Raw genomic sequence first — 15,444 nt, 5'->3', positions numbered from 1 at the left:
ATCAGTTGATGTAGGTCCCCTGCATCACCGCCTCTTCCGGCACGTCGAACTGCACGCCCGTACCTGCCAGGCGGTACTTGCTCACCGCTCTCACGTCGTAGGGGCTGCCGCTGGTGGAGTAGGGGACGACGAACTCCCCGTTCTGGCTCTGCTGCCGGTAGGTGAAGTTCCGCCCGGTGTTGGAGACGAGATCGATCTCGATGATGCCTTCCCCTCTGATGTGCGCCCCGGGAACGTACTCGAATACCTTGACGTACTTGATGTCCGGCGAGGTCCCGCGGAAGATGTTCGTCGGGGACTCGTGCACCAGGCGGAAGTGGCGGAGCGCCGGCACCTGGCCCAGCGGATCGTAGATCGTGTACGGGTAGGTGTTCAGCACCGCAGCGCGGTAACCGGCCGGGGCCTTCTGGTTGTAGGCGTCGGCTGCCGCCTGCGCCTCCGCCTGGGGCATCTCCCGGGCGTTCGTCAGGACCGGCAGCGCGATGCCTTCACGAATCTGGTACTCGACGTAGTACGCCCGGGAGCCGTTCACCAGGGAGCCGTCGAAGTTGTGGAGGCGGGAGATCATCGTGCTGTAGTAAGCCGGGGTGTAGAAGCTCACCACCTGGTACGTCGAGGGATTCTCCGGGTTCGTGGCGAGGAAACTCGTGCGGTAGGGGGAGTCCCCGAGCGTGCTGTTGTACCAGGTCGCCATCGCCCAGAACTTCTGGATGTCCATCTCGATATCCGTGATCACGTAGCGGGTCCCGAGCGTATCCAGGATACCGGTCGCCGTATCCTCGGACTGCGTGATGAAGAAGGTCGAAGCACCGGTGGGCCCCGCCACCCCCGCCTGGAACGGATTGGCATTCGGTATGCGTTTGGCGATGTAGGTGATGATGTGCCCGTAGTCCCACCAGGACATGACCCCGTAGGACCCGGGAGGATACTGGTAGCCATCCCTGTCGTATACCCCGTAGTAGTCCACGCCGGGGTCCGGCGTGCTGGAATGCATCCACTCCAGTGTCTCCTTCCACTCCGGGTTCAGGCGGATCCCGCCCGAGGAGGCCACGCTGTAGCCCGATGCAAAGGAGGTGGAGATGAAGAGCAGCGCGAGGGCCGCCACCCCGAAGAACATCCCGACCTTCACCGCGCTGGGGGCGGTCCGGCTGCTCTTCGCCTCCTTTGGCTCCTTCTTCCGCCGTTTGGCCGCATGTGCAGCGGGCGTCGTCTCCGTCTCCTTCCCCTCGGGGGAGGCGGCGGAGACACCCCTGCGGACGAAGGAGAGCGTGTCTTTCCATCCCATGTCCAGAATCCAGCCGATCGCGACCGCGGAGAGCAGCACCACGTTCACCGCCATGTAGTACTCGTAGCGGACGTGCTGGATGGTGGAGACGAGGATCACAAGAGACCAGACCAGGGCGAACATCGCATCGGACCGCTCCTCTTTCACGTTCCAGTAGAGCAGGGCGCCGATGCCGGCGACCATCAGGATGAGCCCGTAGTTGAACGCGTACCATGCGCCCGCAAACGACCAGGGCTGCGCCTCCTGCACCGTGAGGGCGGTCGCCGGCTGGCCGAAGAACTGGAAGAGTCCGCCGAGCAGAGTGGCGGAGATCGCCGGAGCCAGAACGGCGATGCCCGCCGCCCCGATGACGCCGATGGCGGCAACCGCCGCGGGATAGTAGATCTTCGGCCGCCCCTGCAGGAACCGCGCCAGCGCATACAGCACGACGGTCGCCGCCATCAGGGCCCCATAGGCGACGATGTGCCCGAAGGAGTAGGAGATGAGGGAGAGTCCGCTCGCCCTGAAGCCATAGGCGGCGAGCCCGATAGACGCGATCGAGAACACGAGCAGGTTCGTCAGGAGGAGATAGTCGCCGGACCTCCCCTTCCAGAAGTCGACGACGAACTGGACGACGGTGAACACCGCGACGATCAGGGCGAAGAGGATCATCGTGGGCATCGTGAAGAGCCCCAGGAGGTAGAGGATGCCGCTCGCGACGGAGAGGGCTGCCGGCACCTTCAGGGTGTCGAGACGTTTGAAGTCCACCGGATGACGCCGCACGTAGTTCAGGGTGTAGATGTATCCCAGGGCGAAGAGCGCGGAGAAGAGCGCTTCGGCGATGTGGTGGTCGAAGTACCCGAAGAGGGAGCGGTAGAAGTACTGGCCGGAGACTACCGCGATCAGCAGGGACGCGATGAGACCGGTCTTCCAGTCGGCGACGATACGGCCGATGGCGTACATCACCGGCACCATCGCCGCCGCCAGCAGGGGTGGCGTGATGAGCCCGGCGAAGGCGATCTCGGGGCGGGTGCTGGCGCCCAGCAGAATCGCCACGAACGATGCGATATACGTCATCACGGGCCCCCAGTTCACCGGCGACCCGTAGGGGTACTGGGACATCGGATCGAACCAGGAGTATGTCGGGAAATTCCGGAGCATGTGCTCCACCTGGCGGAGGTTGTAGAAGGGATCGTCCATCGCGACAAAATTCAGGATATCCTGATTCCCGACCGCGAACGACGGCAGCACCCGGATCCAGAAGGTGAAAAGGGAGATCAGGACGAGAGAGATCGCGATGATGTAGCTCCTGTAGTTGCTCAGCTCAACGCGCGTCATTAGAGTCTCCTTTTAATGTCTCGATTGGAGATATTAATAAATTTGGTTGGGATTGCAGCGGCGAATTCTGCCGATTTGCCGCTGCGATGCCGGTCATCGCAACCCATCCGACAGAAGGGTGCGGGCGAACGGCCACGGCGGAGACGCCGCATACGGTACTCCCGATCCCGCGCCCGGCACCCGCCCTTTTGAGGCATGGCGTTCCGTCCCGGGGCATCCGCGGGGGGCGAAGGGGCTGGCGTCAGTTCGGGCTCTTTCTCGAGGTGCTCTCCCATGCCCGCACGTCGGTCCCGAGCTTCAGCAGACCCATCAGCAGGCAGATCTGGTTGAAGACGAAGGCGTTCAGGAAAGCAGTCCGGAAGAGCGCCATGGTCGCGGCGAGACCCGCGACCAGAACGGCGGCGAAGAGCGGGGCGATCAGGAGCAGCCCCAGGAGCGCCAGGATACTGCCCGCCGAGAAGATCGCCGGCGTGAACAGGAACATCCAGATGCGGAGGGGGTAGACGAACCGCGAGAACGGGCGGTCCGACCGGAGCAGGTCCAGGTTGTTCAGGGTCGCCTCGATCAGCCCTGTCGCCCGCCGCACCTTCTGGCGGTACTGCTTCGGGATGCCCTCCGGGATCTCCTCGAACACCACCGCACGGATCTCGTACACCGCCCGGCGGCCCCGGCGTATCGCCTCGAACGCCGTGTTGGCGTCGTCCGCACCCCGCCGATCCTCGATCCGCTGGATCTCGGAGCGCTTGAAGGCCACGAGAGCGCCGTTGAACGTGTAGCAGGCGTCAATCGCGCTCTCCCAGTCGCACATCCGCCCATAGTACCCCCGGTAGACGCTCTCCATCGCCCGCGTGGAGGTCCGATCCGGGAGGGGGCGCAGGTCCCCGCACACCGCGACGATTGCATGGTCGCTCACGAGCCGCGCGATCAAGAGGAGGAGGGCATCCTGTTCGAAGAAGACGTCGGCATCCGTAGTGACGACGATATCGTGGGAGGCGAGCGAGATCGCACGGTTGTAGGAGCGGGCGGGCCCCAGGCGTTCGGTATTGGCGACGACCCTGTGGCGGATGCCGAGCCGTTCCAGGGTCGCCTCAGCGATATCCCGCGTGCCATCGGTGGAGCAGTCGTCCACCAGGATCACCTCGTAGAGGTCCCGCGGGTAGGAGGACCGCGAGAGGTTTGCGAGACGCCGCTCCAGAACCGCCGCCTCGTTGTAGGCGGCGATGACGATGCTGACGGGAGGGAGGGAGGACGGGATCGGGGCTGCCGGGAGCTTCCTGCCCGCCGTGACGCCCAGGAGATACACCGCATAGGGGAGAATGGCAAGGATCAGGAGCGATGCCCCCAGCTCCAGCAGCATGGTTAGATCTCTATCGGGATGCTATTTAGCAGTTGGTCTGCCGCACTTCGATTCCGGCACGGGATCGAAGCGGGAGGGGATGGCTGTTCTTGTCGCCCCGCCCGATGCCCTTGTAGACGAACCCCGCACCGATGAAGAGATCCGGATCCACGACGTTCCGCCCGTCGACGATGACGGGGTGCTCCGTCCCCATCGCCTGCCGCAGAGCGGACGGAGAGAGGGCGGCGTACTCACGGTGGTCGGTGAAGATGGCGACGGCGTCCGCGCCGTCCAGCGCCTCGCGGATGTCGCGGAGGATCGGAACATCGGGGTAGTGCTCCACGTAGGGATCGTGGACACGGACCTCGGCACCGGCATCGAGCAGCAGGTCCCGGTACGGCTCGGCCGGCGTGTTCCGTGCATCGTCCGAGTTGCGGATGAAGGCCCAGCCCAGGAGGGCGACCCGGGAGGTGGCAGGCCGCTTGCCAATCCGTGCGAGAGCCTCCGCCGTGAGGGTGAACATGTGGCGGGGCATGAAGTCGTTGATCGCCCGCGCCAGGGTGAAGAGGGACTCCCGCCCCTCGGGGTAGTCCAGCGGGCCCCCGCTGGTGCGGGCGCCCCGCTCCAGGTGGTAGGTGTCCTTGGTCAGGCAGTGCCCGCCCACGCCCGCGCCCGGGTGGAGGACGGCGCGGGTGATCCCGTCGCCCTTCAGGCTGTCGATGCCCGCCCGCACGTCGTAGACGTTGATGCCCATCGCCTCGCAGTAGAGGGCCAGTTCGTTGATGGCGGCGATCTGGAGGTCGCGGAACGTGTTCTCGGCGGTCTTGGTCACCTCGGCGGCCGTCGCCGTCATGGGGATGACCCTCCCCGCGGTGAGGATGGGGGAGTAGAGCTCGACCGCCCTCTGCGTGCTGACCGGATCGATCCCTCCCACGATGCGATCGTGCTCGCGGAGGTTGCGCAGCAGCCGCCCGACCATCACCCGCTCGGGCGCATGGGCGAGGGCGAACTCCTCCCCGGCGCGGAGACCGGACTCCGACTCCAGGACCTCCCGCGCCGCCCCCGCCGTGGTGCCGGGGGTGACCGTCGACTCCAGCACCACCAGGGTGCCGGGCGTGATGTGCCGCCCGACCGTCTTCAGCCCCTCGAAGAGCGCGCTGAAGTCCGGTTCCAGGTCTTTCGGGTTCGCAAACGGCGTCTGGATGGCGAGCGTGACCGCGTCGAGATCGCCGACCTTCGAGAAGTCCGAGGTGCAGCGGAACCGCCCGGCGCGGACCACCTTCGCGATGAGATCCGCCAGGCCGGGCTCCTCTCCCCGGAGCGGACTCTCCCCGCGGTTCAGCATCTCCACCTTGTACCCGGAGGTGGACGATGCCCGCTGGAACCCGTACACGAAATCGAATGCCTTCGAGTCCGCAAAAAGCGCAGCGGCCGGGATCCCCACGTATCCCATGCCGACGACACCGATCCTCCGTATGGGACCGCGCTCCCTGAGCAGTGCAGCCAGTCTCTCGCTCATTCTGCCAAGACCTGTATCCCGTGAATATTTCAAGCTATCCGGATGCGGCGGCAGTCGCGGCCGCATCGCGGATTCCGAAGTTGCCCGCCCGGATCTCCTCGCAGATCCGCAGGTTGTGGAGCGCCTGCTGCGGCGTCACGGGGAACTCGCTCCCCCGGCGGATGCACTGGACGAACGTTCCCAGCTCCAGCTTCAGGGGCTCCACCTTGTTCACCAGCACCTTCTCGATGATGTTCTCCTGGATGTAGCGCCCGTCCCGCAGGCTGTACTTCTCGGGCTTGCGGTAGACGAAGACCTCCTGGGTCATGAAGTCGCCCTCCACCGAGCACTCCTCGTCCTCCACGTAGATCATGCGGATCTTCTTGGAGGCTTTCCGGCTCGCGGACAGGTAGACGGGAGTCGGGCCGAACTTCAGCAGCGCCGAACAGAAGTCGTCGTTCCCGACACTCGAGAGCTGGTAGGGCCCGCCGAAGAGGCGGTGGAACACGATGTCGATGTCGTGGATCATCAGGTCCTCCACGACCGATGTGCCCGTCATGCGGGCGGATGCGGGATTGTGCCGTTTCAGCTCCACGTAGAGGGGGTTGCGGTTGATGCGCCGGATCTCCTCGACGATCGGGTTGAACCGCTCGATGTGGCCCACGCCCACGACCAGGTGCTCCGGTATCGCCGCGATCAGATCGGCGCCGTCCGCGGTGCTGGCGCAGAGCGGCTTCTCGATGAGCGTGTGCACCCCCCGCCGGAACGCCTCCAGCGCCACGGTGTGGTGGTGGGGCGTGGGGACGCAGATGCTCACGGCGTCCACCCGTTCGAGCAGTTCTTCCGACGATCTGCAGGGGATCGCCCCGCAGGCGGCTGCGGCGGACTCTGCCGCCCGGGCGTCCGGATCGTGGACGTAGAGCCGGTCCACGTCTTTGAGCTCGGAGAGGACGCGCACGTGGTTGCGCCCCATCGCCCCCACGCCGATGACACCGACATCCATGGCTAGCCGACCTCGTTCAGGACCGAACAGACGTAGTCCAGCTGCTCGTCCGTCACCCCGGGATGGACGGGGAGGGAGAGCACCTGCGCCGCCAGCCTCTCCGCGACGGGACACAGCCCGTTGGAGGACGGAGAGCGGTAGAGCGGCTGCATGTGGAGGGGGATCGGGTAGTGGACAGCGTTCCCCACGCCCCGCCCGTTCAGGTACTGCGACAGGGCATCGCGCGCCAGGGGGCAGGACTCCTCCACCCGCACCACGTACTGGTGGTAGACGTGCCGCACGCCGGGCATGCAGAACGGCAGGGATAGCCCCCGTGTGCGGATATGGCGATCGTAGTAATCGGCGTTGTGGCGGCGGCGCTCGTTGAACCCCTCCAGCTTCTGGAGCTGCACCAGCCCGATCGCCGCCTCCAGGTCCGTCATGCGGAGGTTGTAGCCGAGTGTGGTGTGCAGGTACTTCTGGCTCTGCCCGTGGTTGATGAAGAGGCGGACCCGCTCCAGGAACGCGGGGTCGTCCGCGGTGACCATGCCCCCCTCGCCGGTGATCATGTTCTTCGTCGCGTAGAAGGAGAAGCAGCCGGCGATCCCGAAACTCCCCACCTTCCTGCCGCCGTACGTCGCCCCGTGCGCCTGCGCTGCATCCTCGACGAGGAGGAGGGCGCGATCCTCGCAGATCTCCTGCACCGCCGCCAGATCGAAGGGCTGACCGAAGAGGTGGACCCCGACGACCGCCTTCGTCCGGGGCGTGACGTGCTCTGCCAGGCTCGCGGGATCGATGTTGAACGTGGAGCGGTCCACGTCCACGAAGACCGGCGTCGCGCCGCACATCGAGACGCTGCTCGCGGTGGCGAAGAAGGTGAACGACGGCACGAGCACCTCGTCCCCGGGGCCGATGCCCGCGGCGTGGAGCGCCGCGTGGAGGGCGGCGGTGCCGGAGTTCGTGGCCACCGCGCCGCGGGTGCCGCAGTAGTCGGCGAACCGCTGCTCGAACTCGGCGACCAGCTTCCCCTGCACCAGCATGCCCGACTGGAGCACCTGCAGCACCCCCTCCGCCTCCTCCTGCCCGAGGGCGGGGCGGGCGATAGGAATCTGCATCACTGCACCCCTTCGGGAAGTGCGCGGATCCGGGCGGGAGCGCCTATCGCGAGCATGCGGGGCGGGACGTCCCGTGTCACGACGGCACCGGCGGCGACCAGCGCGCCTTCCCCGACGGTCAGCCCCGGCAGGATGGTGGCGTTCGCGCCGATGGTCGCGCCGGCCTCCAGCGTCGGTCCCCGCAGTTCCGGCCGCCCGTGCGGGGGATATCGATCGTTCGTCAGCACCACGTTCGGCCCGATGAAGACCCGGTCCCCGATCGTGGTGTGCGTCGGGATGAACACCATGCTCTGGACCCGCACGTCGGATCCGATGGTGCAGTGGCCCTCCACGATCGTGGCGGTCCCCAGAGCGACCCGGTCGCCGATGCGCGTCATCTCCCGCACCAGCACGTTGTGGCCGGTCGAGAAGTCGTCGCCGATCGTCACGTCGCAGTAGAGGATCGTTCCGGAACGCAGCACCGCGTTCCTGCCGACGGTAGTGCCCGGATACCCTTCGCTGCCCATCCGCGAGCGGGAGGGGAACCCCAGCGTTACCGGTTCGAAGATTGTCGCCCCTTCTCCGAGGCGGTTCGTGCCGTACTCCATCATTCGACAGTCACACTCTTGGCAAGATTTCTCGGTTTATCGATGTCACGGTCGAGCGCTCGTGCGGTGTGGTAGGAGAGCAGCTGGAAGACGACGCTCGACGTGAGCAGCCCGACCAGGTAGGAGGTCTTCGGCAGGGGGATGAAGATGTCCACCACCTCGGCAAGCTGGGTGTCCCCCCGCTCGCCGAGCGCGATCACCGGCGCCCCCCGCGCCTTCATCTCCTTGATGTTCGAGAGCATCACCCCGTAGGTGTTCCCGGGAAGGCAGACGGCGACGACCGTCGTCTTCGGCGTCAGCAGGGCGAACGGCCCGTGCTTCAGCTCCCCGGCGGCGTAACCTTCGGCCGGGATGTAGGAGATCTCCTTCATCTTCAGCGCGCCCTCCAGGGAGACGGGGTAGAAGGGGCCCCGCCCCACGAAGAAGATATGATCGGCACGCCTGCAGAGCTCGACCCCCTCCGTCACGTCGAGAGACAGCGCCTCGCTGATCGCCAGGTGCGCGCGGGAGAGCGCGTCGGTGAGCTCGCCGTCGCAGAGCGCGTTCGCTATCTGCATGAACACCGCGATCTGGGCGATGAACGACTTCGTCGCCGCCACCCCGATCTCCGGGCCGGCCCGCATGAGCAGTGTGCGGTCGGCGATCCGGGTCACGGTGCTGCCCTGCACGTTGGTGATGGCGAGCGTCGGGCAGTTGTATGTCTTGGCCTTCCGCAGGGCCGCCAGCGTATCCGCGGTCTCGCCGGACTGCGTCACGCCGATCACCAGCTCCCGCAGCGGCGGGGTGAAGTACTTGAACTCGGAGGCGAACTCCACGCGCACGGGGATGCCGCAGAGCCCCTCCAGAAGATACTTGAAGATCAGCCCTGCGTGGAGCGACGTCCCGCAGGCGACCACGGTCACGGAGGAGCTGCCCCGGAACATCCCGCTGATCTCCGGGTCCGCCGCGGAACGGAACGTCTCGTAGAAGACCTGCGGCTGCTCGTAGATCTCTTTCAGCATGTAATGCTCGAAGGCGCCCAGTTTGACGTCCTCCATGCCCCAGTTCACCGTCTCCAGGGGCCGCTCGACGACCCTCCCCCGGTTCCGGATCTCGACTCTCTCCGCCTCGATCGTGGCGACATCGCCATCCTCGAGGAAGATCACCCGCTCGGTGTACTCCAGGAGCGGGGTCATGTCCGAGGCGGCGAGGAGCTCCCCGTCGCCGATCCCGAGAACGAGGGGGCTCTTCTCCCGGGCGGCGACGATGCGGGGGTCGTCCCGGGCGATGGCGAGCAGCGCGTACGAACCGTGCAGCCTGCCGATCGCCGCCTCGACGGCCGAGAGCAGGTCGCCCTCGAAGTTCTCCTCGACGAGGTGGGCGATCACCTCGGTGTCGGTCTCGGAGCGGAAGGTGTGGCCGCGGGCAGCGAGCTCCTTCCGCAGTTCGATGAAGTTCTCGATGATGCCGTTATGGACCACGGCGATGGAGGCTGTGCAGTCCACGTGGGGATGGGCGTTCCTGTCGTTCGGCTCGCCGTGGGTGGCCCAGCGGGTGTGCCCGATGCCCACCCTGCCGTGCAGGCGATTGCCGGAGAGCGCCGCATCGGAGATCTTGCCCGCGCGCTTCACCACCTCGAGACTCGACCCGACCGTGGCGATGCCGAAGGAGTCGTAGCCCCGGTACTCCAGCTTCCGGAGGCCCTGGATCAGCACCGGAGCCGCGTCCCGCCGCCCGATATACCCGATGATCCCGCACACCTAGATCACCACGACTCCCTCGGGGACCTGCCCCGTGATGGTGCGCCCCTCCCGAATCGCGACGTTGTTGCCCACGATGCAGTTCCGGAAGACCGTGAAGGGGGCGGCACGCACCCGGTCGCCCAGGATGGCGCCGAAGCGGGCCCTGTGCAGTCCGCTGTCGATCTTGAAGATCGTCTCGTCCTGGCGGCTCGTGGTGTGGTCCGACAGCACGCAGCCGCTGCCCACGACCATGTCGCAGATGCGGGAATGGGAGCCGATCCGGGTATCGTCCATCAGGAGCGCGTTGCCGAGAAGGCTGAACGGCTCGATCTCCACCCGCGACCCGATGCTGGACTGGGGCATGATGCAGCAGTTCGGACCGATGCGGCAGTCATCGCCGATGACGACCGGACCGTAGACGACGGTGTTGGGGCCGATAACCGTGCCGTTCCCGATGCTGACCGGGCCCTGCAGGGTGACGCTCCCGTGCAGGGTGCCGCCCCGCCGGGAGGCCACGCCTTTGAGCAGCTGCGCGTTCAGCTTCAGGATGTCCCAGGGATAGATCGCATCCTGCCAGTCTTCGGCGTACACCGCCTTCATGCGGAACCCCTCTTTGAGCATGCAGCCGACGACATCCGGAATCTCCGTTCTATTCAGGTGCTGGATAAAATCTTTCTGGAGAGAGAAGATGCCGGTGCTGACCGTATGCGTGGGCGCGAGTTCGGGCTTCTCCACGATGTCGACGATCCGGTCCCCGCTGATGACGACGACTCCAAAGTTCGAGGGGTTCGGGTGCTCCTTCACCAGCATCGCGTTCGTCTCGTCTTTGATGCGGGCGATGGACTTCGGGTCGATGTAGTTGTCGCCGGGGAGCAGCAGGAAGTCCTCGCGGATCTCCTTTTCCGCCGCCTTCAGGGCATGGGCGGTGCCCAGCTGGCGGTCCTGCACCACCACCGTCACCGGGATGTCCAGCTGGTTCAGGTACGTGCTCACCTGCTCTTTCCTGTATCCGATGACGATGATGATGTCCCGGATCCCGTTTTTCACCAGGGAGTCGATCACGTAGCCGATGATCGGACGGTTGGCGATGGGGATCATCGCCTTGGGTCTGCTGCCCGTGAGGGGGCGCAGACGGGTTCCTTCCCCGGCAGCCAGTATAACCGCTTGCATCGTTTCCCTACCGTATCTGTGTCCCGCTCTCGATGCAGCCCTCGACCCGGGAGTGCGGCGCGACGAGCACTCCGGAACCGATCACGCTCCCCACGTTGATCGAGCAGTTGATGCCGAACTGGACGTCGTCGCCGACGATCGCCCCGAACTTGATCCTGCCGCTGTCCGTCCCGCAGACCTGCACCGTGCGGCGGTCGTGCCGCAGGTTGGCGATCTTGGTGCCGGCCCCGAAGTTGCAGCCGCTGCCCACGATGCTGTCGCCCACGTAGTTGAAGTGGGGGATCTTCGTGCGGGCCATGACGATTGAGTTCTTGATCTCGGTGGCGTGGCCGATGTGGCAGCCGTCCCCGATGGACGTCGCCCCCCGGATGTAGGCGTGGGGTCCGATGCGGCAGTTCTCGCCGATGATGCAGGGGCCCTCTATGTAGGTCCCGGCGGCGATCACGCTGCCCTTCCCGATGCTCACGTTCCCCTTCAGGACCACGCCCTCTTCGACGGTCCCCTCCCGATCGCCCGGCAGGGAGGCGAGGAGCGAGGCGTTCGCGCCCAGCAGATCCCAGGGGTGCCCGACATCGAGCCAGAACGAGAGGAGGTGTGCCCGGAGGCGCTCCTCCCGGATGTAGATCTCCATCGCGTCCGTCAGCTCGAACTCCCCCCGCCCGGAGAGCCGCACCTGCTCGAGGTGCTCGAAGACGTCCGGGTCGAGGAGGTACGCACCCGCATTGACGAGATTGCTCTTCGGTGCGGAGGACTTCTCCTCCAGGCTGACGATCCGATCCCCCTCGAGAGTCACCACGCCGTAGTCCTGCGGGTGATCCGTGGGGCAGACGGCGATGCAGGGCGGCTCGCATCGGGAGAGCGCGGCGATGTCCTCGCTTTTCAGGATCATGTCCCCGTTCAGCATGAGGAAGCGGTCGTCGACGAACCCCGATGCCGCCTTCAGGGCGTCTGCCGTCCCCAGCTGGCGTCGCTGCGTCACGTAGCGGATTCGGATTCCCAGGCGCTCGCCGCCGCCGAAGTAGGACCGGATCTCCCGTTCGCCGTAGCCGACCACGAAGACGAACTCCGCGATCCCCGCATCCCGGGCTGCCAGCACCAGGTGCTCCACCATGGGGCGGTTGGCGATGGGCAGCATCACTTTGGGGCGGTTGGCGGTGAGCGGCCGCATCCGTTTACCCTCCCCGGCCGCCAGCACGATACACTCCATACCCGATTGCTCCTGTGCTCTAGAACTCTATACTATGATCATTACTTTAAGAAGATTTCGCAGATTTGAGGAGTTTCTTCCCCTTCTGGAGGAGGTCTCTAGCCTTCTCCGCCGTCGTCCCCTCGGCGGTCAGCCGCACCTTCGGTTCGGTCCCGCTCGCCCGGATCAGGAGCCATCCCCCCTCCTCCTCCAGCCGGATGCCGTCGGTGGGCTTCTCGGCGCCCAGGGCGCGGAGCACGTCCGCCGGCGCGGGGCAGCGGAAGGAGTCCCGGAGGATCGGGTAGCGGGGCATGCTGTCGATCTCCGCGGCGACGTCCCGTTCGGATGCGATCTCGCAGAAGAGCGCCGCCGCGTAGGGGCCGTCGGGGCAGTAGGAGTGCCCGGGAAATATCCAGGCGCCCGAAGGCTCCCCGCCGAACTCGCCCCAGCGCCGCAGCTCCTCGGAGACGTAGGTGTCGCCGACCGGGGTGCGGCGGACCTCGGCGAGATCCTCGATCGCCATGGAGGCGTCGACCGTGGTCACAACGCGGCGGCACTCCAGGTAGCCCGCGAAGAGCATGAGCATGCGGTCACCGTCGATGTAGCGCCCGCGGTTGTCGAAGGCCATCATGCGGTCGGCATCCCCGTCGTGCACCACGGCGCAGTCGGCCCCCAGCCTCCGCACCATGCCGCCTAGGTAGGGCAGGTGCTGCTCGAGGGGTTCGGAGGGGCGGGCGAACCGCCCGCTCGGGTTGCAGTTCAGGCTGCGGACGGCGACCCCGGCGTCCCCCAGCAGATGCGGCGTGACCACGCTGCCGGCCCCGTTGCCGCAGTCCAGCACCGCCGTGATCTCCCGCGCGAGGGAGGCGGCCCCGAGGATGGCGTCCCGGTAGGGCGTGATCGCGTCCAGGGGGTGCAGGCTCCCCTGCCCGTCCCAGCCCTGCAGGTGCTGCCCGGAGAGCAGCCGCTCCATCTCCTCCTGCTGGCTCTGCCCGAAGGAGGAGCCGTCCGGGTTCAGGAGCTTCAGCCCGTTGTAGGGCTCCGGGTTGTGGGAGGCGGTGATCATGCAGCCTGCATCCGCGTTCCGCGCCGCGAAGGCGATCGCCGGTGTCGGCGCGATGCCGGCGTCCCCCACCGATGCCCCCGAGGAGAGGATGCCGCCGATCGCCGCGCTGGCGAGGACCGGACCGCTGGTGCGCGTATCCCGCCCCACCACGATCCGCTCCCGCCCCCGGGCTAGCGCCGAGCCCACGCGGACCGCCAATTCGGCCAGCCCGAAGTCGTACTCCCGCCGGATTCCGGATGAGCCGAAGAGCATAGAAGGGGAGTAAGACGTTCCCGTATTAATAGGCTCTCTCATCTGCCGTAGGGGCACCAGTGCTCCGCGGAGAGCAGCGCGGACAGCCCGGCCGTGGAGGGGCCCAGGTAGAGGATGCGCTTCTGCTCCCGGTGCTCCCCGAGGACGCGGAGCCCCGCGTCCGAGAGGAGGCCGTCGGCGCCGACCAGGAGAACGTCGGCCCGTGCGGGATCCGGCACAAGCTGCACCGCCAGATCCCGATCGAGCGCCTCGACACGCCCGACCGCGTAGAGCGGACTCCCCGCGAGCTCGTCCCGCAGCCGGGCCAGGCAGGGCGCATGGCACTCCTCGCGGCAGGCGGAGAGCCTCCGCGCCAGCATCAGGAAGCCGCTGACCGCGTTCAGGACGGCGATGGCCGCGGTCCGCTGGCGGGGGGCGGCGAGAGCCGCCCCGAAGAGGAAGCTCACCCGGGTCGTGCCCTCCACGGGGGCGTCCGTCGTGACGTGCCCCGTCTTTCCCCCGAACGTCGCCTGGATGCAGACGCCGCGGTTGTACTGGCAGCGGGCTGCATCCGGCGCCCGCGCCAGGGTGACGGACTGATCCTCGAAACCGGTCCCCTCCAGAGACTCCCGCAGGCGCTCCACGGCGTCATTCAGCAGCGGCATGCCGCGCCTCCTCCCCGCCCGGAGCCCCCTGAACGAGCACCACGCGGGCGGGCGAGCCGTCCAGGCCCGTCAGGCGGAGGGGGAGGGCGATCAGCCAGTAGTCGCCCTCCGCGATCCCGCTCAGGTCCAGCATCTCGATAATCGCGACCCCGCGGGAGAGGAGCGTGCGGTGCACCCGTCCGCTGCCGTCCATCCCCTCGACGGAGGGCGAGTCGATCCCCAGGCAGTCGATGCCCGCCTGGACCGCGCAGGAAGCGGCTGCCGGGGCGAGGTGAGGGTATTCCGGCGTGAACCAGCGCCGTTCCGAGTACCATGTCTTCAGGAGAACCTTCCGCGCACCCGCCAGCCGCCCCTCGAGATCTTCGGGGCCGATGCGGCGTTCGACGTGGCGGAGATCGAGCACCCGGCAGGGCCCGACGAGCGAGGAGAAGGGCACACGGTCGATGGGCGCCCCGCCCTCCAGGAAGTGGAGCGGGGCGTCGATGTGGGTGCCGGAGTGCGTGGACAGGTGCAGCTCCGTGATCCGGCTGGCGCCCGAATCGTGCACCGCGAAGCGGATCTCCGGATCGCCGGGGAAGACCGCCGTATCCCCGGCGAGAGGGCGCGTCGCGTCGAAGAACCTCATAGGTAATCCCGCTCCCAGCCGAACTCGCCGATCAGCGGGACAAACATCACGGCACCGTGGCTCTCCCGCAGCAGCCTGCCGTCCCTTTTCACCACCTTCAGGAGCTCCTGGTAGTCCCTCCCCCCCACCGGCGCGACCAGCCGCCCGCCCTCCGCCAGCTGCTCGAGGAGGGGTCCCGGGACCTCGGGCGTGGCGGCGGTGACGATGATGGCGTCGTACGGCTGCTCCGCGGGGTAGCCCAGGGTGCCGTCGCCCACGACCACGACGGCGTTGCGGATGCCGAGCCGTTCGAGGTTGCGGCGGGCCATCTCCGCCACCTTCGCGATCCGCTCGACCGTGATCACGCGCTCGACGAGGCAGCCGAGGATCGCCGCCTGGTAGCCGCTGCCCGCCCCGATCTCGAGGACGCGATCCGTGGGCTGCACCTCCAGGAGCTCGGTCATGCGCGCCACGATGTAGGGCTGGGAGATCGTCTGGCCCTCCCCGATGGGGAGCGGCCTGTCCTGGTAGGCGGCATCCACGAAGCCGGCGGGGACGAAGAGGTGGCGCGGGACGGTGCGCATCGCCTCGAGCACCCGCGGGTCCCTGACCCCCCGCGCCTCGATCTGGGATGCCACCATCCTCTCCCGCTCCTGCCGGTACGGATCGTCTCCCGCCACG

At 67.1% G+C, this 15,444-nt stretch carries 13 protein-coding genes; all 13 read right to left on the bottom strand.

Going from position 1 to position 15,444, the window contains the following annotated elements:
- Nucleotide 1: 1 nt before the first annotated feature.
- Nucleotides 2–2,602, bottom strand: coding sequence for an oligosaccharyl transferase, archaeosortase A system-associated (locus QMC96_08740; protein ID MDI6876842.1), 2,601 nt, complete (start codon nt 2,600–2,602; stop codon nt 2–4).
- A 241-nt stretch (nt 2,603–2,843) separates the two neighbouring features.
- Nucleotides 2,844–3,959, bottom strand: coding sequence for a glycosyltransferase (locus QMC96_08735; protein MDI6876841.1), 1,116 nt, complete (start codon nt 3,957–3,959; stop codon nt 2,844–2,846).
- Nucleotides 3,960–3,984: 25 nt separating this feature from the next.
- On the bottom strand, nt 3,985–5,457 hold the full coding sequence (locus QMC96_08730) for a nucleotide sugar dehydrogenase (protein ID MDI6876840.1): 1,473 nt from the start codon (nt 5,455–5,457) through the stop codon (nt 3,985–3,987).
- Nucleotides 5,458–5,491: 34 nt separating this feature from the next.
- Nucleotides 5,492–6,439 carry a Gfo/Idh/MocA family oxidoreductase gene (locus QMC96_08725; GenBank protein ID MDI6876839.1) on the bottom strand — a complete coding sequence of 316 codons (948 nt, stop codon included), beginning with the start codon at nt 6,437–6,439 and terminating at the stop codon, nt 5,492–5,494.
- A gap of 2 nt (nt 6,440–6,441) precedes the next feature.
- Complete coding sequence (locus QMC96_08720; GenBank protein ID MDI6876838.1) at nt 6,442–7,533, bottom strand: DegT/DnrJ/EryC1/StrS family aminotransferase; 1,092 nt, start codon at nt 7,531–7,533, stop codon at nt 6,442–6,444.
- Nucleotides 7,533–8,123 carry an acyltransferase gene (locus QMC96_08715; protein ID MDI6876837.1) on the bottom strand — a complete coding sequence of 197 codons (591 nt, stop codon included), beginning with the start codon at nt 8,121–8,123 and terminating at the stop codon, nt 7,533–7,535. The genes QMC96_08720 and QMC96_08715 overlap by 1 nt, the downstream gene beginning before the upstream one ends.
- Nucleotides 8,120–9,859 carry a glutamine--fructose-6-phosphate transaminase (isomerizing) gene (glmS, locus tag QMC96_08710; protein ID MDI6876836.1) on the bottom strand — a complete coding sequence of 580 codons (1,740 nt, stop codon included), beginning with the start codon at nt 9,857–9,859 and terminating at the stop codon, nt 8,120–8,122. The genes QMC96_08715 and glmS overlap by 4 nt, the downstream gene beginning before the upstream one ends.
- On the bottom strand, nt 9,860–11,011 hold the full coding sequence (locus QMC96_08705; protein MDI6876835.1) for a sugar phosphate nucleotidyltransferase: 1,152 nt from the start codon (nt 11,009–11,011) through the stop codon (nt 9,860–9,862).
- A gap of 7 nt (nt 11,012–11,018) precedes the next feature.
- Nucleotides 11,019–12,218, bottom strand: coding sequence for a sugar phosphate nucleotidyltransferase (locus tag QMC96_08700; protein ID MDI6876834.1), 1,200 nt, complete (start codon nt 12,216–12,218; stop codon nt 11,019–11,021).
- A gap of 46 nt (nt 12,219–12,264) precedes the next feature.
- Nucleotides 12,265–13,515, bottom strand: coding sequence for a phosphopentomutase/phosphoglucosamine mutase (locus tag QMC96_08695; protein MDI6876833.1), 1,251 nt, complete (start codon nt 13,513–13,515; stop codon nt 12,265–12,267).
- A gap of 38 nt (nt 13,516–13,553) precedes the next feature.
- Nucleotides 13,554–14,159, bottom strand: coding sequence for a hypothetical protein (locus tag QMC96_08690; protein MDI6876832.1), 606 nt, complete (start codon nt 14,157–14,159; stop codon nt 13,554–13,556).
- Entirely contained in the window at nt 14,143–14,784 is a 642-nt protein-coding gene (locus tag QMC96_08685; GenBank protein MDI6876831.1) for a cyclase family protein, read from the bottom strand. Before QMC96_08685 ends, QMC96_08690 begins: the two co-directional genes overlap by 17 nt.
- Entirely contained in the window at nt 14,781–15,443 is a 663-nt protein-coding gene (locus QMC96_08680; protein ID MDI6876830.1) for a protein-L-isoaspartate(D-aspartate) O-methyltransferase, read from the bottom strand. The genes QMC96_08685 and QMC96_08680 overlap by 4 nt, the downstream gene beginning before the upstream one ends.
- Between the last annotated feature and the right edge of the window lies 1 nt (nt 15,444).

This window comes from Methanomicrobiales archaeon, from assembly GCA_030019205.1.
In the GTDB taxonomy this organism is placed as follows: Archaea; Halobacteriota; Methanomicrobia; order Methanomicrobiales; family JACTUA01; genus JASEFH01.
Note: the sequence above shows the minus strand (reverse complement) of the source record. Positions and strands in the feature narration are given on the sequence as shown.